This window comes from Eikenella sp. Marseille-P7795 (assembly GCF_916618725.1).
GTDB classification, from domain to species: domain Bacteria; phylum Pseudomonadota; class Gammaproteobacteria; order Burkholderiales; family Neisseriaceae; genus Eikenella; species Eikenella longinqua.
This window is the reverse complement of the sequence record NZ_CAKAJZ010000001.1, coordinates 106,839-133,667: the sequence shown is the minus strand read 5'-3', so window position 1 is coordinate 133,667 and position 26,829 is coordinate 106,839. Positions and strand designations below refer to the sequence as shown.

General features: G+C 57.6%; 25 protein-coding genes, 3 tRNA genes and 3 rRNA genes. 13 read left to right on the top strand and 18 right to left on the bottom strand.

Translation table 11 applies throughout. The features are described from left to right. Positions 1 to 34 precede the first annotated feature (34 nt). From LG371_RS00725 to rplU, 12 genes are all read right to left on the bottom strand, one after another. The gene (locus LG371_RS00725; protein ID WP_225747480.1) at positions 35 to 532 is read right to left on the bottom strand and encodes a peroxiredoxin; all 498 of its coding nucleotides are present in this window, start codon (positions 530 to 532) and stop codon (positions 35 to 37) included. Then, positions 529 to 951, bottom strand: a complete 423-nt coding sequence (locus LG371_RS00720) for a thioesterase family protein (protein WP_225747479.1) — start codon at positions 949 to 951, stop codon at positions 529 to 531. Before LG371_RS00720 ends, LG371_RS00725 begins: the two co-directional genes overlap by 4 nt. Before the next feature lie 10 nt (positions 952 to 961). Further along, entirely contained in the window at positions 962 to 1,321 is a 360-nt protein-coding gene (locus tag LG371_RS00715) for a VacJ (RefSeq protein WP_067594400.1), read from the bottom strand. Between the two features lie 260 nt (positions 1,322 to 1,581). Beyond that, positions 1,582 to 2,490 carry a VacJ family lipoprotein gene (locus LG371_RS00710; RefSeq protein WP_067594397.1) on the bottom strand — a complete coding sequence of 303 codons (909 nt, stop codon included), beginning with the start codon at positions 2,488 to 2,490 and terminating at the stop codon, positions 1,582 to 1,584. After that, the gene (locus tag LG371_RS00705; RefSeq protein ID WP_067594395.1) at positions 2,487 to 2,777 is read right to left on the bottom strand and encodes a lipid asymmetry maintenance protein MlaB; all 291 of its coding nucleotides are present in this window, start codon (positions 2,775 to 2,777) and stop codon (positions 2,487 to 2,489) included. The genes LG371_RS00710 and LG371_RS00705 overlap by 4 nt, the downstream gene beginning before the upstream one ends. Before the next feature lie 4 nt (positions 2,778 to 2,781). Next, positions 2,782 to 3,372: a phospholipid-binding protein MlaC gene (locus tag LG371_RS00700; RefSeq protein WP_067594392.1), complete on the bottom strand. Its 591-nt coding sequence runs from the start codon at positions 3,370 to 3,372 to the stop codon at positions 2,782 to 2,784. Between the two features lie 45 nt (positions 3,373 to 3,417). Next, positions 3,418 to 3,888 (bottom strand): outer membrane lipid asymmetry maintenance protein MlaD, encoded by a 471-nt coding sequence (gene mlaD / locus LG371_RS00695; protein ID WP_067594389.1) that lies wholly within the window; start codon positions 3,886 to 3,888, stop codon positions 3,418 to 3,420. A 7-nt stretch (positions 3,889 to 3,895) separates the two neighbouring features. Beyond that, positions 3,896 to 4,672, bottom strand: coding sequence for a lipid asymmetry maintenance ABC transporter permease subunit MlaE (mlaE, locus tag LG371_RS00690; protein ID WP_225747478.1), 777 nt, complete (start codon positions 4,670 to 4,672; stop codon positions 3,896 to 3,898). 2 nt (positions 4,673 to 4,674) lie between these two features. Continuing rightward, on the bottom strand, positions 4,675 to 5,475 hold the full coding sequence (locus tag LG371_RS00685) for an ABC transporter ATP-binding protein (RefSeq protein ID WP_067594382.1): 801 nt from the start codon (positions 5,473 to 5,475) through the stop codon (positions 4,675 to 4,677). A 250-nt stretch (positions 5,476 to 5,725) separates the two neighbouring features. Beyond that, positions 5,726 to 6,727 (bottom strand): 4-hydroxythreonine-4-phosphate dehydrogenase PdxA, encoded by a 1,002-nt coding sequence (pdxA, locus tag LG371_RS00680; RefSeq protein WP_225747477.1) that lies wholly within the window; start codon positions 6,725 to 6,727, stop codon positions 5,726 to 5,728. Between the two features lie 142 nt (positions 6,728 to 6,869). Next, positions 6,870 to 7,142 (bottom strand): 50S ribosomal protein L27, encoded by a 273-nt coding sequence (gene rpmA / locus LG371_RS00675; RefSeq protein ID WP_067594376.1) that lies wholly within the window; start codon positions 7,140 to 7,142, stop codon positions 6,870 to 6,872. A gap of 34 nt (positions 7,143 to 7,176) precedes the next feature. Beyond that, on the bottom strand, positions 7,177 to 7,485 hold the full coding sequence (gene rplU / locus LG371_RS00670) for a 50S ribosomal protein L21 (protein WP_156503572.1): 309 nt from the start codon (positions 7,483 to 7,485) through the stop codon (positions 7,177 to 7,179). Positions 7,486 to 7,915: 430 nt separating this feature from the next. Here rplU and LG371_RS00665 point away from each other — a divergent pair. From LG371_RS00665 to LG371_RS00635, 7 genes are all read left to right on the top strand, one after another. Continuing rightward, positions 7,916 to 9,456, top strand: a 16S ribosomal RNA gene (locus LG371_RS00665). A gap of 66 nt (positions 9,457 to 9,522) precedes the next feature. Continuing rightward, positions 9,523 to 9,599: transfer RNA gene (locus LG371_RS00660), tRNA-Ile, on the top strand. Between the two features lie 51 nt (positions 9,600 to 9,650). Then, positions 9,651 to 9,726 (top strand) — tRNA-Ala (locus LG371_RS00655). A 310-nt stretch (positions 9,727 to 10,036) separates the two neighbouring features. After that, positions 10,037 to 13,113, top strand: a 23S ribosomal RNA gene (locus LG371_RS00650). Positions 13,114 to 13,278: 165 nt separating this feature from the next. Beyond that, positions 13,279 to 13,391, top strand: a 5S ribosomal RNA gene (gene rrf, locus LG371_RS00645). The 16S, 23S and 5S rRNA genes sit together here with 2 tRNA genes alongside, the layout of an rRNA operon. A 141-nt stretch (positions 13,392 to 13,532) precedes the next feature. Then, on the top strand, positions 13,533 to 15,737 hold the full coding sequence (locus tag LG371_RS00640) for a UvrD-helicase domain-containing protein (RefSeq protein WP_067592460.1): 2,205 nt from the start codon (positions 13,533 to 13,535) through the stop codon (positions 15,735 to 15,737). Between the two features lie 116 nt (positions 15,738 to 15,853). After that, positions 15,854 to 16,276, top strand: coding sequence for an HIT domain-containing protein (locus LG371_RS00635; RefSeq protein WP_067592462.1), 423 nt, complete (start codon positions 15,854 to 15,856; stop codon positions 16,274 to 16,276). Between the two features lie 97 nt (positions 16,277 to 16,373). On the opposite strand, the gene LG371_RS00630 is transcribed toward LG371_RS00635, so the two are convergent. Continuing rightward, positions 16,374 to 16,607, bottom strand: coding sequence for a hypothetical protein (locus LG371_RS00630; RefSeq protein WP_156503512.1), 234 nt, complete (start codon positions 16,605 to 16,607; stop codon positions 16,374 to 16,376). Here LG371_RS00630 and LG371_RS00625 point away from each other — a divergent pair. After that, positions 16,581 to 16,656 (top strand) — tRNA-Phe (locus LG371_RS00625). The genes LG371_RS00630 and LG371_RS00625 overlap by 27 nt on opposite strands. 265 nt (positions 16,657 to 16,921) lie before the next feature. Here the strand turns inward: LG371_RS00625 and prfH are convergent. From prfH to LG371_RS00605, 4 genes are all read right to left on the bottom strand, one after another. Then, a complete protein-coding gene (gene prfH / locus LG371_RS00620) occupies positions 16,922 to 17,587 on the bottom strand; it encodes a peptide chain release factor H (protein ID WP_225747734.1) in 666 nt (221 codons plus the stop codon). Continuing rightward, entirely contained in the window at positions 17,536 to 18,237 is a 702-nt protein-coding gene (locus LG371_RS00615; RefSeq protein ID WP_067592467.1) for a hypothetical protein, read from the bottom strand. The genes prfH and LG371_RS00615 overlap by 52 nt, the downstream gene beginning before the upstream one ends. A 3-nt stretch (positions 18,238 to 18,240) precedes the next feature. Then, positions 18,241 to 19,380, bottom strand: coding sequence for an RNA ligase RtcB family protein (locus LG371_RS00610; protein ID WP_225747476.1), 1,140 nt, complete (start codon positions 19,378 to 19,380; stop codon positions 18,241 to 18,243). A 528-nt stretch (positions 19,381 to 19,908) separates the two neighbouring features. Continuing rightward, a complete protein-coding gene (locus tag LG371_RS00605) occupies positions 19,909 to 20,265 on the bottom strand; it encodes a hypothetical protein (protein WP_067592500.1) in 357 nt (118 codons plus the stop codon). Between the two features lie 365 nt (positions 20,266 to 20,630). Here LG371_RS00605 and LG371_RS00600 point away from each other — a divergent pair, with 365 nt between their 5' ends. Further along, entirely contained in the window at positions 20,631 to 20,864 is a 234-nt protein-coding gene (locus tag LG371_RS00600) for a hypothetical protein (RefSeq protein ID WP_225747475.1), read from the top strand. After that, positions 20,861 to 21,706 carry a dihydropteroate synthase gene (gene folP / locus LG371_RS00595; protein WP_067592471.1) on the top strand — a complete coding sequence of 282 codons (846 nt, stop codon included), beginning with the start codon at positions 20,861 to 20,863 and terminating at the stop codon, positions 21,704 to 21,706. The genes LG371_RS00600 and folP overlap by 4 nt, the downstream gene beginning before the upstream one ends. A 247-nt stretch (positions 21,707 to 21,953) precedes the next feature. Here the strand turns inward: folP and LG371_RS00590 are convergent, their stop codons facing one another. Further along, positions 21,954 to 23,114, bottom strand: coding sequence for a class I SAM-dependent RNA methyltransferase (locus tag LG371_RS00590; RefSeq protein WP_225747474.1), 1,161 nt, complete (start codon positions 23,112 to 23,114; stop codon positions 21,954 to 21,956). Between the two features lie 190 nt (positions 23,115 to 23,304). Between LG371_RS00590 and mutY the strand changes: the two genes are divergently transcribed. The 3 genes from mutY (at position 23,305) to LG371_RS00575 (ending at position 26,626) form a co-directional block, all read left to right on the top strand. Further along, a complete protein-coding gene (gene mutY / locus LG371_RS00585) occupies positions 23,305 to 24,336 on the top strand; it encodes an A/G-specific adenine glycosylase (protein WP_067592475.1) in 1,032 nt (343 codons plus the stop codon). Positions 24,337 to 24,449: 113 nt separating this feature from the next. Then, positions 24,450 to 24,914, top strand: coding sequence for a TonB-dependent receptor plug domain-containing protein (locus LG371_RS00580; RefSeq protein ID WP_179945901.1), 465 nt, complete (start codon positions 24,450 to 24,452; stop codon positions 24,912 to 24,914). Next, positions 24,881 to 26,626, top strand: a complete 1,746-nt coding sequence (locus tag LG371_RS00575) for a TonB-dependent receptor domain-containing protein (protein WP_225747473.1) — start codon at positions 24,881 to 24,883, stop codon at positions 26,624 to 26,626. Before LG371_RS00580 ends, LG371_RS00575 begins: the two co-directional genes overlap by 34 nt. The last annotated feature ends 203 nt before the right edge of the window (positions 26,627 to 26,829 follow it).

Genomic DNA, 26,829 nt, shown 5'->3' with positions numbered 1-26,829 from the left:
AAAGACGGAGGCTACCTGAAAAATATCGGCGGCTTTATTCGGCCAGCAGGCTGTCGGTGAGGCGGTACACTTCGGCGAAGTCGGGCTCGCCGACGAAGGTTTTCACCACTTGCCCTTTGCTGTTTACCAGGAAGGAGGTGGGGGCGGCGATAACTTGGTAGGCCTGCTGGGTGTGGCCTTGTTCGTCGTAGAGCACGGTGAAGGGCAGGCGGTGCTGTTCGGCGTAGGCTTTGACCACGGGCAGGGGGTCGCTGGGGACGGGGATGGAGACGGCGATGATTTGGAAGTTTTTGCCTTGGTAGTCGTGCGCCATTTGGATGAGCTTGGGCATTTCGGTTACGCAGCCGGGGCAGGAGGGGAACCAGAAGTTGATGAGGGTGACTTTGCCTTGCAGGGCGGATTGGTTCACGGTTTGGCCTTGCAGATTTGGCAGGGCGAAGGCGGGGGCGGGCTGGTGTTGGGGGGAGAGCAGGATGTAGCCGGCGGCAGCGAGCACCACGGCGAAGAGGAAGGTGCCGAGCCATTTTTTCATGTTGCGTCCTCCGCTGGGGGGATTTGGGCGGCGATGGTGTGGCGCAGGTTTTCGGGGAAGCTGATGGCGCGGCCGGAGCTGGGGTCGATGAGCATAAAGGTAACGTCGGCCTCCACCAGGATGCGCGGGTTGCCGGCTTGGCGGATGGTTTGGCGGATGAGGGCTTCCCGGCGGCTGATGCCGGCAAAGGCGGTTTCGATTTCGAGCTTATCGCCCAGGAGGGCGGCGCGACGGTAGCGGATGTCGATGTGGACGATGGCCATGCCGTAGCCGCCGTCGCGGAAGAAGGGGGCGAGGCCATGTTGGTCGAAATAATCCCAGCGGGCTTCTTCGAGGAATTCGAGGTAGCGGGCGTTGTTTACGTGGCGGTATACGTCGAGGTGGTAGCCGCGGACGGTGAGGCGGGTGAGGGGTGGCATGGCGGCGGGCTTAATCTTCGATGGGCGCGTAGGGCACGCGTTCTACTTCGCGGGCGGAAAGATCACCCACGATGGGGGAGAATTGGATGTGGAACCATTCGGCGAAGATGTCGGGGTGCAGGTCGGGCCACTGGTTTTCGTCTTCGCACCAGTCGGCCAGCTCGGCGGCGAAGATGGCTTCGATTTGCGGCTTGATTTCGGCCCACACTTCTTCGAGGTCGTCGCAGGGGTTGACGAGGTAGGCGTTGGCGTTGTCTTGCATTTCTTGCAGGGTGAGGCCGTCGAGGTCGGTGTCGGGCAGGCTGTCGAGCCAGTTCCAAAAGGGTTGCAGCGGCACGAGGCGGAATAGGCTGCGGTTAACTTCGTACATGATTTGCTCCTTTGATAGGTGAGTATTGATATTTTTAGCTTCGCAGAAACTCAGCCTTGGCTACGCCAAGACATCGTTTTAGCGAAACTCGCTTTGCTCGTTTTCAGGTAGCCTTTGGAACGGGATAGAGGCTACCTGAAAACTGTTTAAGCCGCGCAATCGCTGTTTGATTGGTTGCACGGGTGAATACTGGGATTTCAGGTAGCCCGGACAGATGGAAGGCTACCTGAAAATTTTGCCGGCGGAAACGGCGGCATGGGCTATGGGCGCTCGGTTTCCACGCGGATGGTGTTGGGCGGAAGCGGGCTGCCTGTGTTGTTAGCAGGCGCTGCGGCTTCGGCGGCCGCTTCGGCTGCTGGGGTGGCGGGCAGGTTGCCTGCGGTGGGCGCGGGGGTGCTCACGGTTTGGGCGGTGCTGCTTGTGTCCGCAGCGGGGGCGTTGTCGGCGTTGTTGCCGCCTTCTTCAAAGCTGGGCACGTAGTCGTCTTGGCTGCCGGGCAGGGTGGTGCCGGTTTGTTTGGCGCGGGCGGCCATGTAGGCGTCGCGGACGAAGGCGTAGCGGTCGAGTGCGGCTTGCTCGACGCTGTCGGTGAGGTCGAGCAGGCTTGCGCGGGTGTCGAGCACTTTCACGCCGGTGGCGGCCCAATAGCCGCTGCCGTTGCCGAAGAGGGCGGATTCGGGCGAATACGCGCTGGTGATGGTGTTGCCGACGGCGTCGCGCACGGTGCTGGGGCCAAGCAGGGGATAGACGAAGTAGTTGCTGTTTTTCCAGCCCCAGCTGGCGAAGGTGTCGCCGAGGGTGTTTTTGTTGTTGGGCATTTGCGCTTCGCCGGCGATGTCGATCAGGCCGCCGAAGCCGAAGGTGGTGTTGATGCCGACGCGCACGAGGTCGGTGCCGGCTTTGGAAATGTCGAGCCGCAGCAGATTGCTGCCCACGCTCACGATGTCGCGCAGGTTGTTGAAAAAGTTGCCGATGCCGCTGCGAACGGGCTTGGGCGTAACGGCGCGGTAGCCGCGGGCGGCGGGCGACAATACATGGCGGTCGATGCGGTCGTTCACGCCGAACATGAAGCGGTTGTAGCCTTCGTAGGGGTCGTAGGCGACGCCTTCGGCCAGGGCGTTGCTGCTGAGGCTGAGGGCGAGCAGGGTGAGGGTGAGCAGTTTTTTCATGAGGGAATCCAATCGCCTACTTCATACAGTTTGGCCAGCTCGGCCACGCCGGCGGGAATGCCGGGAAATGCCCAGTCGGCTTCGGGCAGGCTGCGTTTGGCGGCGGCCAGAAGCGAAATGCATACGGAGTCGGCTTGGCCGACGCCAGAGAAATCGACGGTGGGGCGGCTGCTGTTTTTCAGGTAGCCTAATTGTTGGCAGTAGGCGCGAAACAGCGGAGCCGTAACCGTGGATACGGTAACGTCTCCGCTCACATACACCGCGCCGTCGCGGCATTCGCTGTGCATGGCCTTAGTTGCCGTTTTTGCTGCGCAGTTCCTGAATCAGGCCGTCGATGCCTTTCTGCGCGATGGTGTTGTTGAACTGGCTGCGGTACACGGTAACCAGGCTGGCGCCTTCCACGGCCACGTTATACACGCGGTATTTGCCGCCGCTTTGGTACATGGTGTAATCCATGGTTACCGGTTTGCCGCCGCTGGGGGTCACGTCGGCGGTAACGATGATGCTGTTGCCGCGCTGCACGGGGTTGTTGCGGATAACTACATTGGCGTTGCGGTATTGCAGCATGGTGCCGGAATAGGTGCGAATGAGCAGGGTTTTAAACTGCTCGGTGAGCGCGGTTTTCTGCGCGGGGGTGGCGCTGCGCCAGTTGGCGCCCACGGCCAGCTCGGTCATGCGGGTGAAGTCGAAATAGGGGATGGCGTAGTTTTCGGCCTGGCGGCGCACCTGCACGTCGTTGTTGCCGCTGGCGCGTTGCAGGATGTTCAGGATTTGGGTGCTGTTTTGTTTGAGCTGGTCCACGGCCTGCTGCGGGGTGGCGAAAGCCAGGCCGATGCTCATGATGCCGATGCTTAAGGCGGCGGTGAATGCGGATTTTTTCATGGAGTTTGTCCTTTCAAAGTAAAAAATGGAAATGTTGCGGTGTGTTTACTGCGTGGCGCCGTTTTTTTCTACGGAGTTGGTCATAAACTTGCCAATCAATTGCTCCAGCACCAAGGCGGAGCTGGTGATTTCGATGGTGTCGCCGTTTTTCAGCTCGGTATCCTCCGCGCCTTGCTGCAGGCCGATGTATTGCTCGCCCAGAAGTCCGGAAGTGAGGATTTCGGCAGAAACGTCGGTGCTGAAGCGGAATTGGTTGTCGATATTCAGCACCACGTTTGCGCGGTAGGTTTTCGGGTCAAGCTCGATGGAGGAAACGCGGCCGACCACCACGCCGGAAGCTTTCACCGGCGCTTTCACTTTCAAACCGCCGATGTCGGTAAAGCTGGCGGAAACGGTGTAGTACGATTGCTTGGCAAACGATTGCCCGCCGGCCACGCGCAGCGACAAAAATACCACGGCGGCAATGCCCAAAGCCACAAAAATGCCAACCCAAAGTTCTAAAGTGCTTCTTTTCATAATCCGTTTATCCGATAAACATGATGGCAGTTAAGACAAAATCCAAGGCCAAAACGGTGAGCGCGCTGCTCACCACGGTGCGGGTGCTGGCGCGCAAGATGCCTTCCGGCGTGCTGCGGCAGTGGAACCCTTGATACACGGCAATCAGCGAAATGGCCACGCCGAACACGGCGGATTTAATCAGGCCGTTTACCACATCGTAGCCGAAATCGATGTTCGACTGCATCTGCGACCAGAAAATGCCGCTGTCCAAGCCCAGATGGCGCACGCCGATAAGGTAGGCGCCGTAAATTCCGGCCACATTGCAGATGGAGGCTAAGAGCGGCATCGACAGCATGCCCGCCCAGAAGCGCGGTACCACCACGCGGGCAACGGGATCCACCGCCATCACCTTCATTGCCTCCAGCTGCTCGGTGGTTTTCATCAGGCCGATTTCGCTGGTCATCGCGCCGCCGGCGCTGCTGGCAAACAGGATGCCCGCCAGCACCGGCCCCAATTCGCGCAGCAGCGAAGCGGCCACCATATAGCCCAAAATGTCGGCCGATTTGAATTTGGCTAGCTGCGTGTAGCCCTGCAAACCCAATACCATGCCTACAAACAGGCCGGACACGGCGATGATGATGATGGAGAGCACGCCGGTGAAATACATTTGGCGGATGCCCAGCCGCAGGCGCGGCAGCAAGGTGCCGGAGCGTGCCAATACGGCGAACAGGAACAGGGTGGTTTTGCCCAATTCCTGCAAAAAAGCCAGCGTTTTGCGGCCTATCGTGCGAAAAAATTCCATAGTCAGCGCTTGAGCAATGCTTGTTGTACGTTGGTTTCCGCCGGATAGCGGAAGGCGACCGGGCCGTTGGGCAGGCCGTTGACAAATTGGTGTATCCACGGCGAATCCAGGCTGCGCATTTCTTCCGGGCTACCTGAAAACAGGATTTCGCCGTGCGCTAGGAATACCACTTGGTCGGCGATTTGCAGAGAGCGGCGGATGTCGTGCGTAACCATCACGCTGGTGGAGCGCAGCGCGCGGTTGATTTTGCTCACCAGGTCGGTAATCACGCCCAGCGAAATCGGATCGAGGCCGGTGAAGGGCTCGTCGTAGAGTGTGAGCGCCGGGTCGAGGGCGATGGAGCGCGCCAAGGCTACGCGCCGCGCCATGCCGCCGGAAAGTTCGTCGGGCATCAGGTCGGCGGTGCCGTAGAGGCCGACGGCGTTGAGCTTGAGCTGCACCAGGTCGCGGATGATTTCTTCGGGCAGATCAGTTTGCTCGCGCAGCGGGAAGGCCACGTTTTCATACACCGACAAGTCGGTAAACAGGGCGCCGAACTGGAACAGCACGCCCATGTTGCGCCGGTGTTGGTAGAGCTCGCCGGCGTTGAATTGCGCGAGGTCGCGGCCGTTGATGAGCACGCGGCCTTCGGTGGGCAGGATTTGGCCGGTAATCAGCCGCAGCAGGGTGGTTTTGCCGCTGCCGGAGCCGCCCATCACGGCGGCAAACGCGCCTCGGGCTACCTGAAAACTGACGTTGTTCAGGATGGGCCGGTCGCCGTAGGCAAAAGCGACGTTTTGCATTTCGATAAAGGGTGTGGCCATGGGCTGCTGCGGGCTTCAGATACATACAAGGGTGTCGATTATAGGGAAAAAGGACACTCGGTTCAATGATTTTGCTTGTGGGCGGCGGGGATGCGGCGTGGGGTGTGGCGGATTTTTCAGGTAGCCTTTGCTTGCGGGGAAGGGTGATTTGATTCAATGGGATGGGCGGGCATAGAGGCTACCTGAAAAATAAATTGCCTGCCGTGCGAAGGGAGGTTTTCAGGTAGCCTTTTAGGGTGATAGTGCACAGCTATCGGGTGGTGCGGTGGCGTTGCCAGTGTTCGGCCATGCCCAGGGCGGTTTGGATGGCGGTGAGCAGGCTGCCGTGGTCGGCGCGGCCGGTGCCGGCGAGGTCGAGGGCGGTGCCGTGATCGACGGAGGTGCGGATGAAGGGCAGGCCGAGGGTGATGTTGACGCCTTGGCCGAAGGAGGCGTATTTGAGCACGGGCAGGCCTTGGTCGTGATACATGGCGAGCACGGCGTCGGCATCTTTGAGCAGGAAGGGCTGGAACAGGGTGTCGGCGGGGTAGGGGCCGCGCACGTCGAGGCCCTGGGCGCGCAGGGCTTGCAGCTCGGGCTCGATGATTTGGATTTCTTCCCAGCCGAGGTGGCCTTGTTCACCGGCGTGAGGATTGAGGCCGGCCACGAGGATGGTGGGGCGGGCGATGCCGAATTTGGTTTGCAGGTCGGTGTGCAGAATATGCAACACTTGGTGCAGCAGGGGGCGGGTGATGGCGGCGGCGATGTCTTTGAGCGGGAGGTGGGTGGTGGCGAGGGCGACACGCAGGCCGTTGCCGGCCAGCATCATGACGACTTGCTCGGTGTGGCTAATGGCGGCGAGGTATTCGGTGTGGCCGCTGAAGGGGATGCCGGCGTCGTTGATGATGCCTTTGTGCAGCGGGGCGGTAACCATGCCGGCGAATTCGCCTTGGCAGATGCCGGCGTAGGCGCGGTCGAGCAGGGCAAGGACGTAGCGGGCGTTGGCGGGGTCGAGCTTGCCGGCATGGCAGGGCGCGGCCAGCGGGATGTGCAGGACTTCCAATGTGCCGGGGGCGGGGGTTTGGTTTGTTTGGTAATCGGAAATAGCGATTGGGTAGCCGAGTTGTTGGGCGCGGCTGGCGAGTAGCGGTTTGTCGCCGAGGACAACGCAGCGGCAGGGAAGCTTGGTGCGGGCGAGGGTGAGGCAGATGTCGGGGCCGATGCCGGCGGGTTCGCCGGAAGTGATGGCGAGAATGGGTTGTGTGCTGGGCATGATGAGGCTACCTGAAAAACGGATGGCGGGATTATAGCAGTTGGCAGGCAGCCGGGTTTGGATGAGTACAGTGTGTAGCGCGGCATGAAAAAAGGATGCTGCCTGAAGCAGCATCCTTGGTTTGGCCGATATGGCCGATTACTTATTCGTCGGCGCCAGTGTAAGGGCGAACGTTTACGGTTTTGCGGTTGTGGGCGCCTTTTACGGTGAATTCCACGTAGCCGTCCACTTTGGCGAACAGGGTATGGTCTTTACCCATGCCCACGTTGTTGCCGGCGTGGAACTTGGTGCCGCGCTGGCGAACGATGATGGAACCTGCGGGAATCAGTTCGTTGCCGTAGGCTTTCACGCCCAGGCGTTTGGCTTCTGAATCGCGGCCGTTTTTAGAGCTACCGCCGGCTTTTTTGGTTGCCATATTAAATACTCCTTAGAAATAATCTCGATGGGAATCAGGCAATGGCCACGATTTCAAGCTGGGTGAAATTCTGACGGTGGCCTTGGCGTTTCTGATAGTGCTTACGGCGGCGCATTTTGAAAATGCGTACTTTCTCGCCACGGCCGTGAGCCACTACTTTGGCTGTTACTTTTGCGCCTTCGATAAAGGGTGCGCCTACTTTCACAGACTCGCCGTCAGCAATCATCAGAACTTCAGTCAGTTCGATTTGGCTGTCGAGTTCGGCAGGTATCTGTTCTACTTTCAATTTTTCGCCAACAGCAACTTTATACTGCTTGCCGCCGGTTTTTATGACCGCGTACATACTCAACTCCATATATATGGTTAAAAATGATTCATACTACATACCAATGTGTCCGCCATAGAAGGCTAGAGCACAAGAGAGCGGCATTCTAAAGTAGTGTTGGGCTGATGTCAAAAAATTATTTTCTTTTGTGGTTCTGATAAATGCGTCCGAATGGGAAAATTATTTTCAAAATATGTTTGACAAAGATTTTATGCTGGCGTATAGTTCGCATCTTCGCTGCTTCCACGGCACCGTTTCGAAATTGGTTGGACTGATTGGTTTTGAGACGTGTCGTTTTTATTCGGGAGCGGAATTGTTCTTTAACAGTGAGATTACCGATAAGTGTGGATGTTTCGGCATCCGCACTGCTAAGAGAAGACAAGACGATGTTTTAGACATTGATCTGTTGGTTTCTTTGAAGCAGACCAGAAGTTTAAAGTTAGAGATTGAACATAAGAGTTTGATCCTGGCTCAGATTGAACGCTGGCGGCATGCTTTACACATGCAAGTCGAACGGCAGCGGAGGAGTGCTTGCACTTCTGCCGGCGAGTGGCGAACGGGTGAGTAACATATCGGAACGTGCCGAGTAGTGGGGGATAACCAATCGAAAGATTGGCTAATACCGCATACGCTCTGAGGAGGAAAGCAGGGGACCGAAAGGCCTTGCGCTATTTGAGCGGCCGATATCTGATTAGCTAGTTGGTGGGGTAAAGGCCTACCAAGGCGACGATCAGTAGCGGGTCTGAGAGGACGATCCGCCACACTGGGACTGAGACACGGCCCAGACTCCTACGGGAGGCAGCAGTGGGGAATTTTGGACAATGGGGGCAACCCTGATCCAGCCATGCCGCGTGTATGAAGAAGGCCTTCGGGTTGTAAAGTACTTTTGTTCGGGAAGAAAAGGGGACGGTTAATACCCGTTTCTGCTGACGGTACCGAAAGAATAAGCACCGGCTAACTACGTGCCAGCAGCCGCGGTAATACGTAGGGTGCGAGCGTTAATCGGAATTACTGGGCGTAAAGCGAGCGCAGACGGTTATTTAAGCAGGATGTGAAATCCCCGGGCTTAACCTGGGAACTGCGTTCTGAACTGGATGGCTAGAGTGTGTCAGAGGGGGGTAGAATTCCACGTGTAGCAGTGAAATGCGTAGAGATGTGGAGGAATACCGATGGCGAAGGCAGCCCCCTGGGATAACACTGACGTTCATGCTCGAAAGCGTGGGTAGCAAACAGGATTAGATACCCTGGTAGTCCACGCCCTAAACGATGTCGATTAGCTGTTGGGCAGCTTGACTGCTTAGTAGCGTAGCTAACGCGTGAAATCGACCGCCTGGGGAGTACGGTCGCAAGATTAAAACTCAAAGGAATTGACGGGGACCCGCACAAGCGGTGGATGATGTGGATTAATTCGATGCAACGCGAAGAACCTTACCTGGTCTTGACATGTACGGAACCTTCCAGAGACGGAAGGGTGCCTTCGGGAGCCGTAACACAGGTGCTGCATGGCTGTCGTCAGCTCGTGTCGTGAGATGTTGGGTTAAGTCCCGCAACGAGCGCAACCCTTGTCATTAGTTGCCATCATTTAGTTGGGCACTCTAATGAGACTGCCGGTGACAAACCGGAGGAAGGTGGGGATGACGTCAAGTCCTCATGGCCCTTATGACCAGGGCTTCACACGTCATACAATGGTCGGTACAGAGGGTAGCCAAGCCGCGAGGCGGAGCCAATCCCAGAAAACCGATCGTAGTCCGGATTGCACTCTGCAACTCGAGTGCATGAAGTCGGAATCGCTAGTAATCGCAGGTCAGCATACTGCGGTGAATACGTTCCCGGGTCTTGTACACACCGCCCGTCACACCATGGGAGTGGGGGATACCAGAAGCAGGTAGGCTAACCGCGAGGAGGCCGCTTGCCACGGTATGCTTCATGACTGGGGTGAAGTCGTAACAAGGTAGCCGTAGGGGAACCTGCGGCTGGATCACCTCCTTTCTAGAGAAAAGCGGGGCAGGAGCATCCACACCTATCGGTAATCACACAGATGCAAGAGAAGACCTTGGGTTTGTAGCTCAGCTGGTTAGAGCACACGCTTGATAAGCGTGGGGTCGGAGGTTCAAGTCCTCCCAGACCCACCACCACGCTGAAGCCAGAGGCAGAGCAGTAGAAACGCCCGAGGAGAGAGGTAAGGGGGCATAGCTCAGTTGGTAGAGCACCTGCTTTGCAAGCAGGGGGTCATCGGTTCGATCCCGTTTGCCTCCACCACAGACCCAGCACTTTTCAAATCAAAGCGAACCGCTTTCAGGCCACTTGAAAGCAGCTGGTTTTGATTTGCGAAGCGCAAGCGACGCATCGATCTTTAACAAATTGGCAAGCCGAAATCAATAAACAAACGAAGTAAGAGGGGGTGTGCCCCACTTACTGAAATTTGGGTAATGATTGTATTGACCGGATCCTGAGACAAAAGGCAGGATTCGGACACAACAAGCAGTAAGCTTTATCAGAGTAGAGGCCTTAAGTCCCGACTGTCGTCAACGCAGGGAGGGCAAAGTCAGAAAGGCACTTCAAATGATAGAGTCAAGTGAATAAGTGCATCAGGTGGATGCCTTGGCGATGATAGGCGACGAAGGACGTGTAAGCCTGCGAAAAGCATCGGGGAGCTGGCAATAGAGCTATGATCCGGTGATGTCCGAATGGGGAAACCCACCGTATTTTGTACGGTATCCTTATCCGAATCCATAGGGTAAGCGAAGCGAACCCGGAGAACTGAACCATCTCAGTACCCGGAGGAAAAGAAATCAACCGAGATTCCGCAAGTAGTGGCGAGCGAACGCGGAGGAGCCTGTATACGATAGCTGTTGAGATAGAAGAAGGAAATGGAAAGTTCCGCCATAGTGGGTGATAGCCCCGTATTCGAAATCTCGGTAGTGGTACTAGGTATACGACAAGTAGGGCGGGACACGAGAAATCCTGTCTGAAGATGGGGGGACCATCCTCCAAGGCTAAATACTCATCATCGACCGATAGTGAACCAGTACCGTGAGGGAAAGGCGAAAAGAACCCCGGGAGGGGAGTGAAATAGAACCTGAAACCTGATGCATACAAACAGTGGGAGCCCCAGATTTAAGTATCTTGGTTCTTTCAGCGAGCGAGCAGCGAGCTAAAAGCAGACTAAGGAGTGAAACTGGCAGATTTAAGCAAGATAGCAGGATGCTTAAATCTGGGGTGACTGCGTACCTTTTGTATAATGGGTCAACGACTTACGTTCAGTAGCGAGCTTAACCGGATAGGGGAGGCGTAGGGAAACCGAGTCTTAATAGGGCGACGAGTTGCTGGGCGTAGACCCGAAACCGAGTGATCTATCCATGGCCAGGTTGAAGGTGCCGTAACAGGTACTGGAGGACCGAACCCACGCATGTTGCAAAATGCGGGGATGAGCTGTGGATAGGGGTGAAAGGCTAAACAAACTCGGAGATAGCTGGTTCTCCCCGAAAACTATTTAGGTAGTGCCTCATGTATCACTTCCGGGGGTAAAGCACTGTTATGGCTAGGGGGTCATTGCGACTTACCAACCCATGGCAAACTCAGAATACTGGAAAGTGTGAGCATGGGAGACAGACAGCGGGTGCTAACGTCCGTTGTCGAAAGGGAAACAACCCAGACCGCCAGCTAAGGTCCCAAATGATAGATTAAGTGGTAAACGAAGTGGGAAGGCTTAGACAGCCAGGATGTTGGCTTAGAAGCAGCCATCATTTAAAGAAAGCGTAATAGCTCACTGGTCGAGTCATCCTGCGCGGAAGATGTAACGGGGCTCAAATCTATAACCGAAGCTGCGGATGCACGCTTCATTAAAACAGCTTACCGGAGCGAAGCGACGGAAAGCGCCCATCAAAGTCGAGCGTGACGGATGGTGGAAGCAGAGTTGTTTTAATGAAGCGTGCATGGTAGGGGAGCGTTCTGTAGGCCTGAGAAGGCGTATCGTAAGGTATGCTGGAGGTATCAGAAGTGCGAATGTTGACATGAGTAGCGATAAAGCGGGTGAAAAGCCCGCTCGCCGAAAGCCCAAGGTTTCCTGCGCAACGTTCATCGGCGCAGGGTGAGTCGGCCCCTAAGGCGAGGCAGAGATGCGTAGTCGATGGGAAACGGGTTAATATTCCCGTACTTGATTTAAGTGCGACGTGGGGACGGAGAAGGTTAGGTCAGCAAACTGTTGGAATAGTTTGTTCAAGCCGGTAGGTGGAAGGACTAGGCAAATCCGGTTCTTCGAAACACCGAGAAGCGATAACGAGCATCTACGGATGCGAAGTGACCGATACCACGCTTCCAGGAAAAGCCACTAAGCTTCAGCTTAAATCGAACCGTACCGCAAACCGACACAGGTGGGCAGGATGAGAATTCTAAGGCGCTTGAGAGAACTCGGGAGAAGGAACTCGGCAAATTGATACCGTAACTTCGGGAGAAGGTATGCCCTTCGACGTTAAGCCTTCGCGGCGTAAGCGTTGGAGGGTCGCAGAGAATCGGTGGCTGCGACTGTTTATTAAAAACACAGCACTCTGCAAACACGAAAGTGGACGTATAGGGTGTGACGCCTGCCCGGTGCTGGAAGGTTAATTGAAGATGTGAGAGCATCGGATCGAAGCCCCAGTAAACGGCGGCCGTAACTATAACGGTCCTAAGGTAGCGAAATTCCTTGTCGGGTAAGTTCCGACCCGCACGAATGGCGTAACGATGGCCACACTGTCTCCTCCCGAGACTCAGCGAAGTTGAAGTGGTTGTGAAGATGCAATCTACCCGCTGCTAGACGGAAAGACCCCGTGAACCTTTACTGTAGCTTTGCATTGGACTTTGAAGTCACTTGTGTAGGATAGGTGGGAGGCTTAGAAGCAGAGACGCCAGTTTCTGTGGAGCCGTCCTTGAAATACCACCCTGGTGACTTTGAGGTTCTAACCCAGGTCCGTGATCCGGATCGGGGACCGTGCATGGTAGGCAGTTTGACTGGGGCGGTCTCCTCCCAAAGAGTAACGGAGGAGTTCGAAGGTTACCTAGGTCCGGTCGGAAATCGGACTGATAGTGCAATGGCAAAAGGTAGCTTAACTGCGAGACCGACAAGTCGAGCAGGTGCGAAAGCAGGACATAGTGATCCGGTGGTTCTGAATGGAAGGGCCATCGCTCAACGGATAAAAGGTACTCCGGGGATAACAGGCTGATTCCGCCCAAGAGTTCATATCGACGGCGGAGTTTGGCACCTCGATGTCGGCTCATCACATCCTGGGGCTGTAGTCGGTCCCAAGGGTATGGCTGTTCGCCATTTAAAGTGGTACGTGAGCTGGGTTTAAAACGTCGTGAGACAGTTTGGTCCCTATCTGCAGTGGGCGTTGGAAGTTTGACAGGGGCTGCTCCTAGTACGAGAGGACCGGAGTGGACGAACCTCTGGTGTACCGGTTGTCACGCCAGTGGCATCGCCGGGTAGCTAAGTTCGGGAAGGATAAGCGCTGAAAGCATCTAAGCGCGAAACCTGCCTGGAGATGAGACTTCCCTTGTGGTATAACCACACTAAAGAGTCGTTCTAGACCAGGACGTTGATAGGTGGGGTGTGGAAGCGCGGCAACGCGTGCAGCTAACCCATACTAATTGCTCGTGAGGCTTGACTCTATCATTTGAAGTGCTTTGCGGTGGCTGGCCACCGGAGAGGACGGAAGATAAAGCTTACTGGAAAGAGATACACATTACCCGACGGTCGAACCTTGAGAGAGTTTGGCCGGAGAAGATTGATTGGCCGATAGCGATATCGGCGGCTTGACGATTTGTACAGTTTAGTTTGGCGGCCATAGCGGTTTGGTCCCACGCCTTCCCATCCCGAACAGGACCGTGAAACGAACCAGCGCCGATGATAGTACGGATACCCGTGCGAAAGTAGGACACTGCCAAACACCTATTCCGACACCCCGGCTTAATCAGCCGGGGTGTTTCCTTGTGGGGGGGCGGGTGTCAGCACTACATGCCGAACTTTTTCAGGTAGCCTCTGCTGCTATAATTCACCTCTCTTTGTTATTACCACATCTTTCAATATCGTGCTCGCATCCCCCTCGCAAAACACACTCCTCTCCGGCCTCAACCCAGAGCAGCTTTCCGCCGTCACCTGGCCGGCAGAATCCGCCTTGGTGCTGGCCGGCGCCGGCAGCGGCAAAACCAAAGTGCTCACCACCCGCATTGCCTGGCTGCTGCACACCGGCCAAGCCAATCTGCATTCGGTGATGGCAGTAACGTTTACCAACAAAGCCGCCAAAGAAATGCGCGCCCGTTTGGAAACCATGCTGCCGCTCAATATTCGCGCCATGTGGCTGGGTACGTTCCACGGCTTGTGCCACCGCTTTCTGCGCCTGCACCACAAAGATGCCGGCTTGCCCGCGTCGTTTCAAATTCTCGACAGCAGCGACCAGTTGGCACTTATCAAACGCCTGCTCAAATCCCTAAATATCGCAGAAGAAATCATCGCACCGCGTGCCTTGCAGGGCTTCATCAACGCGCAAAAAGAAGCCGGCCTGCGCGCCGAACTGCTGCATGCCGGCAATCCGTATGAGAAACGACTGATTGAGTGTTATGCCGCATACGACTGCCTCTGCCGCCAAGAAGGCGTGGCAGATTTTGCAGAGCTCATGCTGCGCAGCTACGAAGTGCTGTCTGCCAACGAATTGCTGCGCACCCACTACCAAAACCGCTTCAGCCACATCTTAGTGGACGAATTTCAAGACACTAACAAGCTGCAATACGACTGGCTGAAACTTCTCGCTGGCCGGCATGCCGTGGTGTTTGCCGTGGGCGACGACGACCAAAGCATCTACCGTTTCCGCGGCGCGCGTGTGGGCAATATGGCCGACTTCATGCGCGAATTTCAGGTAGCCTCACCCATCAAACTGGAGCAGAATTACCGCTCGGTGGGCAACATCCTCGCCGCCGCCAATGCTGTAATCGAACACAACGACGGCCGCCTCGGCAAAAATCTGCGCACCGAAGCTGAAAGCGGCGAGAAAATCCGCTTCCTCTCCGCCTTCACCGACGGCGAAGAAGCCGAATTCGTGGTGGACGAAATCAAGGCGCTGCACCACGAAGGCATGGAGCTGCACCACATGGCCGTGCTTTATCGCGGCAATGCCCAATCGCGCGTGCTGGAGCAGGCGCTGTTCCGCGCTGGGCTGCCGTATAAGATTTACGGCGGGCTGCGCTTTTACGAGCGCCAGGAAGTGAAACATGCGCTGGCCTACCTACGGCTGGCGGTCAATCCCGAAGATGATAACGCCTTGCTGCGCGTGATCAACGTGCCCGCGCGTGGCATCGGCAGCCGCACGGTGGAAAGTATTCAAGCCGCGGCGGCGGAAGAGGGCGTGTCGCTGTGGCAGGCAGCCTGCCGCGTGGCAGTGAAAAACGGCAAGGTAGCCGCCTTTGTGCGCCTGATTGAAGGCTTGCAGTCGCAAATCGGCCAGCTGAGGCTACCTGAAAACGTATCCGAAGCCGTGCACGCCAGCGGCCTGTATGAACACTACCAAACCCAAAAAGGCGACCACCAAGACCGCCTCGACAATTTAGACGAGCTCATCCGCGCCGCTGAAGAGTTCCGCCCCGAAGACAGCAATTTCGAAACCCTGCCCGCCGATGAGCTTGGCAACCCCGCCTTCCCCGTGCTCGCTTTCTTGAGCAACGCCGCGCTCGAATCCGGCGAAAACCAGGCCGGCGCCAACGAATCTGCCGTGCAGCTGATGACCGTGCACGCCGCCAAAGGCCTCGAATTCGACGCCGTGTTCCTCACCGGCATGGAAGAAGGCCGTTTTCCCAGCGAGCTAAGCCTGGCCGAACACGGCGGGCTGGAAGAAGAACGGCGGCTGATGTATGTGGCCATCACGCGCGCGCGCAAACGCCTCTACATCAGCATGGCGCAGCAGCGCATGCTGCACGGCCAAACCCACTACGGCACCGTTTCGCGCTTCGTGGAAGAAATTCCGCCCGATCTGCTGCACCTGCTCACCCCCGTATCGAAGCCGCGTTTCCCCGTGCCCGAAGGCATCCCGCCGCGGGGCAGGGCGGAGCCGCAGCCCGAATGGGTCGAGCCCGCCGATTACGGCGGCTTCAGCATCGGCCAAAATGTGCGCCACCCGAAATTCGGCACCGGCGTCATCATCGAAGGCGAACGCAAAGCCGACGGCGCCCGCCTCACCGTAAACTTCGGCAAGCAGGGCATCAAAGTGCTCGACACCAAATTTGCCAAACTGGAAGCCCTGTGAATTTTCAGGTAGCCTTAAGGGGCTACCTGAAAAATGTATGAGCCGGCTGCAGTTGCCACACGGCGCAAGCTGCTTCAGAGGCTACCTGAAAAAACCGTCCACCCAAGGAGAACACCATGTCCGCATACAACCCCGACAACATTTTCGCCAAAATCCTGCGCGGCGACATCCCCAACCACACCGTGTATGAAAACGAGCAAATCCTCGCCTTCATGGACGTGATGCCGCAAGCGCGCGGGCATGTGCTGATTGTGCCGAAAACACAGGCCGTGGAGCTGAGCGATTTGCCCGCAGAATATGCCCAAGCCGTGTTTGCCGCAGCCAAAAAAATCATCGCCGCCCAGCGCAAGATATTGAAACGGCACGGTATAGTGCAAATGCAGCTCAACGGCGAAGAAGCCGGCCAAAGCGTGCTGCACTACCACATGCACCTCATCCCCGGCCATGTGCACGAGCTCGGCCAGCACGAAGAAAAAATGGCCGACCACGCCGAACTGGCCGAGCTGGCTGCCCAACTGCGCGCCGCCCTGGCCGAATAAGGCGCAGCCGGGCAGCATGCCGTAAAACCTGCGCCCGCGTTGCCCAAACCAAACAGGCTACCTGAAAATGGAAAGCTATTTTCAGGTAGCCCTCATCCTACCGCCGTTCGCGCAAACGGTTGGGCGGCATCAGCCAGCCCATATAACGGATACGGCACGGTCCTGCCCCAAACAGCATTCGCCCAGCGCAGGCTACCTGAAAAATATTGCGGGGAAATAATGCCTTTGCCAATCCGTTAAAATATTTTGCCGAAAAAGCTTGACTCAGGTTCGATAAACTGGTGTAATAGCGAACTTCAAAAGCGGCCAGATAGCTCAGTTGGTAGAGCAACGGATTGAAAATCCGTGTGTCGGCAGTTCGATCCTGCCTCTGGCCACCATTAACCGCTTTTTAGCGGTTATTTTTTTGTCTAACGCCGTCTATCCAAATCTACAAAACCCAAGCCCAGCAAGGCTTTCAGCCATGTTTAGGGCTTGTTTGGTATCTGCCGCCGTCTATCCGAATTGCGTTGAAGCAACAGAAATTTGGGGGTATTTTTTACGGTATTTTGAAAATGCCGCAGAAAAATACCCCCAAAAATGCCGCTAGCCCATAAAAAGGCTACCTGAAAACGGAAGAATAGTTTTCAGGTAGCCTTTTGCCGTTTAGCCGAGCCGTTCTTTAAACTGCTGCCCCATAAACACGCGCTGCTGGTTGCCGCGTTCCACTTGGTAGAGTGATTTGTGGGCGCCGGCGGCGTGCTGTTGCAGGGCGCTTTGGTGGTGCTCCGCCAGCTTGAGGGCGAGCAGCTCAAGCGCGCGTTTTTTGTTGGCGTGCTGGCTGCGTTCGCTTTCAACGCGCACGGCGATGCCGCTGGCTAGGTGTACGGCGCGCACCGCGGATTCGGTTTTGTTTACATGCTGGCCGCCTTTGCCGCCGGCGCGGCAGGTTTGAAACTCGATGTCGCCATCGTTGGGCAGCTCGGGGATTTCAGGTAGCCTGAACACGCCGATATACCAATTTTTGCGCGGGTGTTGCGGCCGCAGCGGGCTGGGGCAGACCCATTGCAGGGTGCCGAGCCAGCGTCCTGCCAGGGCTTCGGCGTTTTTGCCGTTGAATTTGAGCACGGCGGAAAGGATGCCGTACTTGCTTGGCGTTTCTTCCAACAGCTCGGCCTGCACGCCGGCCTGTTCGGCTTCGCGCAGTATTTGCCGCAGGGCGAAAGCGGCAAACATCTGGCATTCGGCCGGGCCTTGAGCGGTGGAGATTTGCAGGTAGATCATGCTTTGTTTCCTTTCATTTTCGGCCGGAAGGAGCGTCTGGCATCGAATCCCTTGTTGCCGATTTTGTCTTTGTCGGGCACAGGCGGGCTGGTTTCGGCTTCGCTTTTGAGCTGCGATAAATATTCGCAAAGGTGTTGCCACACGATATCGGGGTCGAAATAGACGCCGAGGCCGGAGAGCTGGGGGTTTTCGGCAAAATCCTGGCGGCTGTCGAGCCGGGTGGGGCGGTGCGGGTCGGCATAATAGGCGAGCAACAGCGGCACTCGGCGGTGGGCGGCAATGCTCGGCTGGCTGCGGTTGCAGCGGCGCGGGCTGAAGTCGGGCTCATAGCGGTGCTGATACCAAGGCCAGTAGTAGTTGTCGAATTGCGGCAGGCAGTATTCGCGACCGTCGAGAAAGCGCACCATGTTCAGGCCGCGGCGATAGCGGCGGTGTTGCAGATACACGCTTTCGATGTCGTATGAGCTGTACACCTGCTTGTCGGTGGCAAACAGGAACACGCGCAGGTTGCCGACATACAGCTCGGACACCACGGCGCAGGCGCCGAATTCCTGCTGCCAGTCGGCGGGCGGCTTGGGCAGACTATGCAGGATTTCGCTGCCGGGAGGCTGGCGGCGGTCGAACACGAGCACGGGGTCGCTGCCGTATTTGGCCACTTTGTGGTCGTAGAAATCTTTAAATTTGCTGATGATTTTCATGTGTCATCCTCCGCAGACGCCGCTGGTTTTATAAGTGAGCACGGGTTTGAGGCGGGCTATCGGCTCGATGAGGCCGGCATGCTGCATGGCGGCGATGATGCTGTCGATGTTTTTGTAGGCTTGCGGCGCTTCTTCGTATACCAAGGCCTTGTCGGCGCACACCACCAGGCTGCCGAAGGCGGTGCGGCGCAGGCTGTCGGCGCTGTATTTGTGCGACAGGCGGCCTTTGCATTCGCTGCGCTGCCATTTGCGGCCGGCGCCGTGGGCGAGCGAATTGAGCGCGACGGTGCAGTCGGCGGCTGGCTCGACCAGATAGCTGTAGTCGCCGCGCGAGCCGGGGATGAGCACCAGGCCGCAGTCGGATGGGGTGGCGCCTTTGCGGTGCAGCCAGCCGGTTTCGCCGCCGACTGCGGTGTGTTGCAGAAAGTTGTGGTGCACGTCGAGCAGGCGGCGGCCTTGGGCGTCCCAGAGCGCGAGCATGCGTTCGGCAATCAGCTGGCGGTTGGCGCGGGCGAAGGCGAGGGCATTTTGGTGCTCGGCGAGGTAGGCGGCGGCTTCGGGGCTGTTTTCAGGTAGCCCTGAGTGGCCGTGTGCTTCCACGTGGCGGCGCAAAATCTGCTGGCCGAATCCGCGCGAGCCGCTGTGCACAAGCAGTTGCAGGCAGGCGGCATTGAAATTTTCAGGTAGCCTTTCGGGGCGGTAGACGGTGTCCACAGTTTGCAGTTCGGCAAAGTGGTTGCCGCCGCCGATGGTGCCTAAGGCTACCTGAAAAGGATGGGGCGGCAGGATTTCGCGGATGCGCGGCTGCCAGCTTTCATCCAGCGGGGCATCGATATTGCCGAGCTGTTTGGCCAGTTTGGCGGGCTTGGCTTTGTGTGCAGCCAAATCGGTTTGCCACAGCGCCATGCCGCAGCCGATGTCGTTGCCGATGAGCGCGGGGTAGAAACGGCCGCTGCTGAAAAACGCAGCGCCGACGGGATAGCCGCGCCCGGCGTGCAAATCTGGCATGCCGGTCACGCGGCGCATTTGCGGCAGGCGGGTGGTGGTTTGCAGCTGTTGGATGGCGTTGCCTTCAATCCAGGTGTGGGAATCGGCGATTAAAACGGTGTTTTCGGAAAGGTATTGGGGGGTTTGTGTGCCCATATTCGTACTTTCTTGCTGGTGGCGGGAAACCGAGCATTCATACAGCAGCCTGCCTTGCCGTGCAGCAAAGCAATATGCTGAAAATGAAATGGTTTCGCGCCGAATGCAAACGGCAGGCGCAGCCAAACGGCGCAAGCGCTGCGGTTTACACGATGGGGAGAAAGTAGCCCGAAGCGGGCGGCACAAGAATGGGAAGCGGCCTTATGCTTCTGAGCTGCAAAGAATTGAACGGAGTGTGAAAACATGCGGCATGATGGGCTCCTTCTTTGCTGGATGGTGGATAAATAGGAAAATGGGCGGCTTAGCGCAGCCTCGTTTTGCGGATATTCCCGTTTGCCGGAGCAGGCGGGAAAGCGGGCGTCATGTTAGCGGGGAGAATGAGCTGGCGGCAAGTTTGGCGCGGGCAAATGCGGGGAATGTGTTGTGTTTTTTCCGCAAACGGGCTATTGCATGATGGGAAACGGAGTGCGGAAACGATAAAAACCGGCTGTCTGGCGACGGCCGGTTTTTGTGAACAGCTTTGCTGAATTAGCCCATATTACGTTCAGCATTAACTAAAGAACGACGAGCCAAAGCTAAGTTAGCCTTGCTTTTATCTAGTACAGAGTACAGGAACAAACCCTCATGACGAGCTAATGGGCGCATCAAGTGGTATTGGGTGCCCAAGGTAATTAGCACGTCTTCAATTTCGTCTTTCAAACCAAGCATTTTCATGGTTTTATTCTTAGCACGTATTACTTCGGTGTTACCTGCGGCGGCGATTTCCAAGTCAATCGCGGGGCTGCCGCCACCGGCCAGCAGCATGCCGCTGGAGTAGTCCACAACTGCGGCTGCCAAGGCGCCATCCACATTCAGCATTTCTGCTACGGTTTTATCGTAATTCATTTTCGACAAGATCTCCACAAAGAAAACAAAACAAAAAATCAATAAGCTATGGCTTCCTGACAACCAAAACATACTCTCTACTTTGTAACTCAGGAAATGCCGGCAGGCTTTATTATCTGAAATGCAGGCCTGCTTCTCTATGAGTTAAATTTAGCGTTTAGGCCGCAACAGCTTTATACAGCCGCATTCAACGCTGAATGGCAGTATATGCCTTTTGCTTTTCAAAGTAAATATTAACACCGTCATAATTGCGGCCGAGCTACTGCGCAGGCTATAGGCTTGTTATGCAGGAAACTTGCTGATATTTCTATGTTTTAATTGATGTTTGGGCATCTGTTTCGGAAGTGGTGCGGCAGTTGGGGAAAATGCGCAAGCTTGATATTTTCACTACATTTCCCCTGGTTTTTGGCTTTTTTTCTTTTAAAGCGGCCGTTGTTTCCGGTTTTTTACTGGTGGTTTTAGTTGATGCAGCGCAAAGGTTTTCCGCGTGGAAAGACCAGATGCGCCAAAATCCTGCCGATTGCGGGCAGCGGGCTTATAATACGGCTTTCCGTTTTTCACTTCATCGCAGTTTGTATTTTCAGGTAGCCTCACCATGACCACCCCATCCGTTTGGCAGGCCGGCCGTTTCCAAATCAGCCTGGCTGAGCCCAAAATCATGGGCATCATCAACCTTACCCCCGATTCCTTCTCCGACGGCGGCACCTATTCGCGCAGCGCCGCCGCAGCCTTGGCACACGCCGAGCAGCTGCTGCGGGAAGGCGCCGATATTTTAGACATCGGCGGCGAATCCACCCGCCCCGGCGCCGCTTATGTGCCGCCCGAAGAGGAGTTGGCGCGCTTGCAGCCGATCGTGCGCGAGCTGGCCAAGTGGAGCGTGCCGCTGAGCGTGGACACGCGCCGCACAGCGGTGATGCGCCGCCTGTTGGACGAAGGACTGGCCGACATCATCAACGACGTGGCCGCGCTGGAAGACGAGGGCGCGGTGGATTTGCTGGCCTGCCATGCCAACATCGGCATCTGCCTGATGCACATGCAGGGGCTGCCTGAAAATATGCAGGAAAATCCGCGTTATGAAGACGTGGTGGGCGAAGTGGCAGGCTATCTGAAAAGCCGTGCCGAAGCGTGCGCAGCGGCGGGCATTGCACGCCACCGGCTGGTGCTCGACCCGGGCTTCGGCTTCGGCAAAACGTTGGAGCACAATGTGCAGCTCATGCGCCACCTGCCCGAGCTTCAGGCGCAAACCGGCCTGCCGCTGCTGGTTGGCGTGTCGCGCAAACGGATGATCGGCGAGCTGAGCGGCGAGGCGGATGCGGCGGCGCGGGTGCACGGCAGCGTGGGCGCGGCGCTGGCGGCTGCGGCACGCGGCGCGGCGGTGCTGCGCGTGCACGATGTGAAGGCGACGGTGGACGCGTGGCGGGTGTGGCGGGCTTTGCAGTAGGCAGATGGTTTTCAGGTAGCCTTTTGGCTGGATGGGGCTACCTGAAAATGTTTGAGCCGGTTTCTGCTTAGTACACTGGCTTTGGGTTGGGAAAGATGGTTGTGTTTTTCAGGTAGCCTTCTTAGATATGCGGAGGCTACCTGAAAATGTTTTGTTTGTTTTTTAGTAATTTAAAAGGGATGGGCTAGAGAGGGAAAGTGAAGGCTACCTGAAATTTTCAGGTAGCCTTTGTGTTGGCGGGTGGTATTTAGCTGCCGGCTTTGGGTGTGCGGTGGGAGCCGCGCACCATATCGAGCAGGAAGAGGCGGCAGTCGAGCTTGCCGTTGTAGAGGGGGATTTTGCGCTTGGGGGTGAGGCGCATGAGTTTGGGCATGTCGCGGTCGGCGGTGAAGAGGCCGCAGAGCCAGCCGGGGTAGTGCTGTTTGAGCCAGGAGCCGAGCTGGGGGTAGAGGGCGTGCAGGGTTTGGATTTCTTCGAGGCGCACGCCGTAGGGGGGGTTGGAGAGGAGGATGCCGTTTTCGCCGTTGGGGCGGGTGTCGTGCACGTCGGCTACCTGAAAAATAATGTGGTCGGCCACTTGGGCTTCGCGGGCGTTGGCGGCGGCGGTTTGGATCATGTGGCGCAGGTTGTCGCTGCCGGCGATGGGGGCGGGGGCTTGGGGCAATATGGCGGCTTGGGCTTCTTGGCGCAGGAGTTGCCATAAATCGGCATCGAAGTTGGCGAGGTTTTCAAAGCCGAATGGGCGGTGCAGGCCGGGGGCGCGGCGGGTGGCGATGAGGGCGGCTTCGATGGGGAGGGTGCCGCTGCCGCAGAATGGGTCTTGGAAGGGCTGGCTGCCGTTGTAGCCGGCGAGGAGGAGGAGGCCGGCGGCGAGGTTTTCGCGCAGGGGGGCTTCGCCTGCTTCTTGGCGGTAGCCGCGTTTGAAGAGGGCTTCGCCGCTGGTGTCGATGAAGAGGGCGGCGTGTTGTTCGCTGAGGAAGGCGTGGATGCGGATGTCGGGGCTGGCTTTGTTGACGCTGGGGCGCTGTCCTTGGCTGCTGCGGAAGCGGTCGCACAGGCCGTCTTTGATTTTGAGGGCGGTGAAGTCGAGGCTTTTCACGCGGGCGCGTTTGCCTTCTGCTTTGATTTTGAAGGTTTGCCCGGCGTGAAACCAGTCTTCCCAGCGGATATTTTTGGCGAGGCGGTAGAGGTCGTCTTCGCTGCGGTAGGGCTGGCAGGCCAGTTGCAGCAGGATGCGGCTGGCGGTGCGGGAGTGGAGGTTGAGGCGGTAGGCGGTTTCGAGGCTGCCTTGGCAGGATACGCCGCCTTCTGCGGGGGCGATTTGGCCGGCGCCGTGCTGCTGCATTTCTTGGGCGAGGATGTTTTCGAGGCCGCGCGGGCAGGTGGCGAAGAGGGTGTGGCGGGTCATGGCGGGGAATCAGGGTTATATAGAGGGCTGGGATTATATCGGGAAACGGAGTGGTGCGGCGGAAAGGCTACCTGAAAAAAGGCGGGGAGAGGCTACCTGAAAATATCTTGCCCGCTATTTCGCTATACAATACGGGGTTTCGGTTTGAGCTTCGCGGAAACGTGCGGAGCGGTTTTCAGGTAGCCTTTGAGTGGAAACAACGAGCAATTTTGCCCGTCGGCTGGTGCGCTGGCAGCGGGAACACGGGCGGCACGGCCTGCCTTGGCAGGTGCGCGAGCCTTATGCGGTGTGGCTTTCGGAGATTATGTTGCAGCAAACGCAGGTGGCAACTGTGTTGGACTATTACCCGCGTTTTCTGGCGGCGTTTCCCGATGTGGCGGCGCTGGCGGCGGCGGATGAAGACGCGGTGCTGGTGCTGTGGGCAGGGCTGGGCTACTACAGCCGCGCACGCAATCTGCATGCGGCGGCCAAGCAGGTGGTGCACAATTTCGGCGGCGAGTTTCCCGATACGCGCGTGGAGCTGGAAACGCTCAAAGGCGTGGGGCGCAGCACGGCGGCGGCGATTGCCGCGTTTGCCTTCGGCCGGCGCGAGGCGATTTTAGACGGCAATGTGAAGCGCGTGCTGTGCCGCGTGTTTGCGCAAGACGGCGAAGCGGGCAACAAAAAATTTGAGGCCGAATTGTGGCGTTTGGCGGAAAGCCTGCTGCCCGAAGCGGAAGACATGACGGCCTACACGCAAGGCCTGATGGACTTGGGCGCGCTGGTGTGCAAACGCGGCAAGCCCGATTGCGCCGCATGCCCGATGGCAGAAACCTGTTTGGCCAAACAGCAGGGGCGGATTGCCGAGCTGCCGCGCAGAAAGGCGGCGGCCGCGGTGAGGGAAGTGGCGCTGTATTGGCTGGTGTTGCGCGACAGGCGGGGCAGGGTGTGGCTGGAGAAGCGGCCTGCGGGCGGCATTTGGGGCGGTCTCTATTGCGTGCCTTGCTTCGAGCGGCTAAATGATTTGTATGCGCGCGCGGCGGCCTTCGGCGTGGCAGCGGAGGATTTGACCGAGGGCGAGCCGGTAAGCCACCGGCTCACGCACCGGCTGTTGCAGATTACGCCCTTGCAGGCGGAGGGGGTGCCGGCAGGGCAGGCAGGCGGCGCCAACGGCGGTTTGTGGGCAAATCCGGCGGAATACGGGTTGCCCAAGCCTTTGGCGGAGTATTTGCGGCGGAATTGACGCGGCAACAACAGTTTTTGCACAAAAGATAAAATTTCTTTACCTTTATTTTGTCGCAATATTGAATTATTCTCAATTTACTGGCCGCATGGTGCCTGCCTGCGGTGCTGGGTTTGACTGCCTTGCCGGCGCGGGCGGCAGAAGAGGCGGTGGATTCTGCCGTGTTGCCGGTGATTGAAATCAAAGGGCAGCGGGCGCTGTCGACTTTAGCCGGGCAATCCCGCCTCTCCCGTGAAAATATCGACCAGCAGCAAGCCGATAATGTGGCCGCGCTGCTCGACCTGCTGCCCGGCACCAGCAGCTCAGGTTCGCCGCGCCCCGGCGGGCAAACGTTGAATATTTGGGGCTTCGGCGATAATGAAGACATCAAAATCTCCATTGATGGTGCCGCCAAAAATTTCGAGCGTTATCGGCAGGGCTCGGTATTCATCGAGCCGGAATTGCTGCGCCAGGTTACGGTGGATAAAGGCTCGTTTGACGTGTCGCGCGGCAACGGCGGATTCGGCGGTGCGGTGAAGCTGGAAAGCCGCGATGCGCAGGAGTTTTGCGCGAAGGGCAGAATGTGGGCGGATTGCTGAAAATCAGCCACCACACCAACGACGAGCAATGGCAAACCAGCACCGCCGTCTTCCTGCAAAACAACAGCCGCAGCTGGGACGGCCTGCTCTACACCTCGGTGCGGCGCGGCCACGACATCAAACAGCCCGATGGCGAGCGGCTGGCTTATTCTGCCAACGAGCAGCAGAGCTTTCTTTTGAAAAGTAACTATAGCCCCAGCCCCGAACACCGCTTCACCTTCTCGGCCATGTATGGCCGCCATCATGCCTGGGAGCCGTTTGCCGCCAAACGCGGCGAACTGCGCGGCCCTACTGAGCGTGAAATCCGGCTGTATGGTCTGGATGCCGCCTGGAAGCGCAAGCTGGTGTACCGTAGCCAAGACGACGAAAGCTATTCGCTCAAATACCGCTATATGCCGGAAAACCCGTGGTTTGATCTCACCGTGCAGCTGAATCACGCCAAAACCGTGCAAGACGACCGCCGCCCCGATAATGCCGGCTCCGGCTTTCTCGGCAGCATGGGCAATGAAAGCCATACCGCCTATCAAGACACCGGCCTAGGCATCAGCAACGTGAGCCGTTTCTCCACCGGCAGCCTGCAACACCGCCTCACCCTTGGCCTGCAAACCAACCGCCACGTGCGCGAAGTGATGATGTCTGACAAGAGCCGGCAGAATAATGCCAATTTCAACTACGGCCATTTCCAGCCCTACTATATGCCCGCCGGCAAACAGCAGCAAAACAGCTTCTACGTGCAAGACGAAATCCGCATCGGCACATGGACGCTCACCCCCGCCCTGCGCTACGACCACATCCACAACCAAGGCGAGCCCAACGTGGCGCGCGGCTACAACACCCCCTCCGCCGGCCACGACTACCGCAGCAAAACCTACAGCGGGTGGTCGCCGTTTTTGGGCATCGCCTGGCAACCCAACGACAACACCCTGCTGTTTGCCAATGCCAGCCGCACTTGGCGCGCTCCGGTAATCGACGAACAATACGAAGTGCAATCCGCTACCAGCAGCGCCTCCGCCACCAGCCGCTACCTCGAGCCGGAGCGGCTCACCTCCTTCCGCCTCGGCGGCATCCTGCGTTGGCAACACCTGCTGCGCGAGCAAGACAGCCTGCAACTGCGCGCCACCCTGTTCCACACGCGCGGCAAAGACGAAATCTTCAAAAACCGCGGTATTTTCTGCCGCGAACAGCTGCCTAACCGCCCCAGCAGTGTTTGCGACCAGCCCATCGGCAACTACCGCAACCTGCCCGGCTACACCATACGCGGCGGCGAAATTGAAGGCTACTACGAATCCGACCGCTGGTTTGCCGGCCTCACCTACTCCTTCATGCGCGGCAAACGCGAAGGTTCACCGCGCAACCCCTGGCACGACCAAGACACTTGGCTTGCCGACATTCCGCCTCGCAAAGCCACCGCTACCCTCGGCGCACGCTTCCCCGCACAAGGCTTAACCCTCGGCTGGAAAGCCGAATTTATCCGCCGCCAAGACCGTTCGCCCATCGACGGCGACCCCATGGCCGCCTACTGGGCGTTGCCCAAATCCAAAGGCTACGCCCTGCACGGCCTGTTTGCCGCCTGGCAGCCGCCGAGCTACAAACAGCTCACCTTGCGCCTCACCGTGGATAACCTATTCAACCGCCGTTACGCCCCCTATCTTGGCGAAGCCGTGAGCGGCGTTGGCCGCAACATCAAAGGCAGCCTGTCGTGGCAGTTCTGATGGCAAGTATTTGATGAGCCAATCAAAAAAGGCTACCTGAAAACCAGTTTTGTTTTTCAGGTAGCCTTTGTATTGGCAGGGCAATTAGGTAGTTGGGCGTTTGGCTTGATGGAAGCTTGCAAAGCCCTTTTTCAGGTAGCCTTTATCGTTCCGCAGAGGCTACCTGAAAACGATGTTTCCGAAGGAAGCGGAGTTTCTGCGAA

What these genes read in the sequence shown, in the direction of transcription:
- LG371_RS00725 (WP_225747480.1), bottom strand. Translation starts at nt 532, where the DNA reads ATGAAAAAATGGCTCGGCACCTTCCTCTTCGCCGTGGTGCTCGCTGCC.
- LG371_RS00720 (WP_225747479.1), bottom strand. Translation starts at nt 951, where the DNA reads ATGCCACCCCTCACCCGCCTCACCGTCCGCGGCTACCACCTCGACGTA.
- LG371_RS00715 (WP_067594400.1), bottom strand. Translation starts at nt 1,321, where the DNA reads ATGTACGAAGTTAACCGCAGCCTATTCCGCCTCGTGCCGCTGCAACCC.
- LG371_RS00710 (WP_067594397.1), bottom strand. Translation starts at nt 2,490, where the DNA reads ATGAAAAAACTGCTCACCCTCACCCTGCTCGCCCTCAGCCTCAGCAGC.
- LG371_RS00705 (WP_067594395.1), bottom strand. Translation starts at nt 2,777, where the DNA reads ATGCACAGCGAATGCCGCGACGGCGCGGTGTATGTGAGCGGAGACGTT.
- LG371_RS00700 (WP_067594392.1), bottom strand. Translation starts at nt 3,372, where the DNA reads ATGAAAAAATCCGCATTCACCGCCGCCTTAAGCATCGGCATCATGAGC.
- mlaD (WP_067594389.1), bottom strand. Translation starts at nt 3,888, where the DNA reads ATGAAAAGAAGCACTTTAGAACTTTGGGTTGGCATTTTTGTGGCTTTG.
- mlaE (WP_225747478.1), bottom strand. Translation starts at nt 4,672, where the DNA reads ATGGAATTTTTTCGCACGATAGGCCGCAAAACGCTGGCTTTTTTGCAG.
- LG371_RS00685 (WP_067594382.1), bottom strand. Translation starts at nt 5,475, where the DNA reads ATGGCCACACCCTTTATCGAAATGCAAAACGTCGCTTTTGCCTACGGC.
- pdxA (WP_225747477.1), bottom strand. Translation starts at nt 6,727, where the DNA reads ATGCCCAGCACACAACCCATTCTCGCCATCACTTCCGGCGAACCCGCC.
- rpmA (WP_067594376.1), bottom strand. Translation starts at nt 7,142, where the DNA reads ATGGCAACCAAAAAAGCCGGCGGTAGCTCTAAAAACGGCCGCGATTCA.
- rplU (WP_156503572.1), bottom strand. Translation starts at nt 7,485, where the DNA reads ATGTACGCGGTCATAAAAACCGGCGGCAAGCAGTATAAAGTTGCTGTT.
- LG371_RS00635 (WP_067592462.1), top strand. Translation starts at nt 15,854, where the DNA reads ATGTCCGCATACAACCCCGACAACATTTTCGCCAAAATCCTGCGCGGC.
- LG371_RS00615 (WP_067592467.1), bottom strand. Translation starts at nt 18,237, where the DNA reads ATGAAAATCATCAGCAAATTTAAAGATTTCTACGACCACAAAGTGGCC.
- LG371_RS00610 (WP_225747476.1), bottom strand. Translation starts at nt 19,380, where the DNA reads ATGGGCACACAAACCCCCCAATACCTTTCCGAAAACACCGTTTTAATC.
- LG371_RS00605 (WP_067592500.1), bottom strand. Translation starts at nt 20,265, where the DNA reads ATGAATTACGATAAAACCGTAGCAGAAATGCTGAATGTGGATGGCGCC.
- LG371_RS00600 (WP_225747475.1), top strand. Translation starts at nt 20,631, where the DNA reads ATGCGCAAGCTTGATATTTTCACTACATTTCCCCTGGTTTTTGGCTTT.
- folP (WP_067592471.1), top strand. Translation starts at nt 20,861, where the DNA reads ATGACCACCCCATCCGTTTGGCAGGCCGGCCGTTTCCAAATCAGCCTG.
- LG371_RS00590 (WP_225747474.1), bottom strand. Translation starts at nt 23,114, where the DNA reads ATGACCCGCCACACCCTCTTCGCCACCTGCCCGCGCGGCCTCGAAAAC.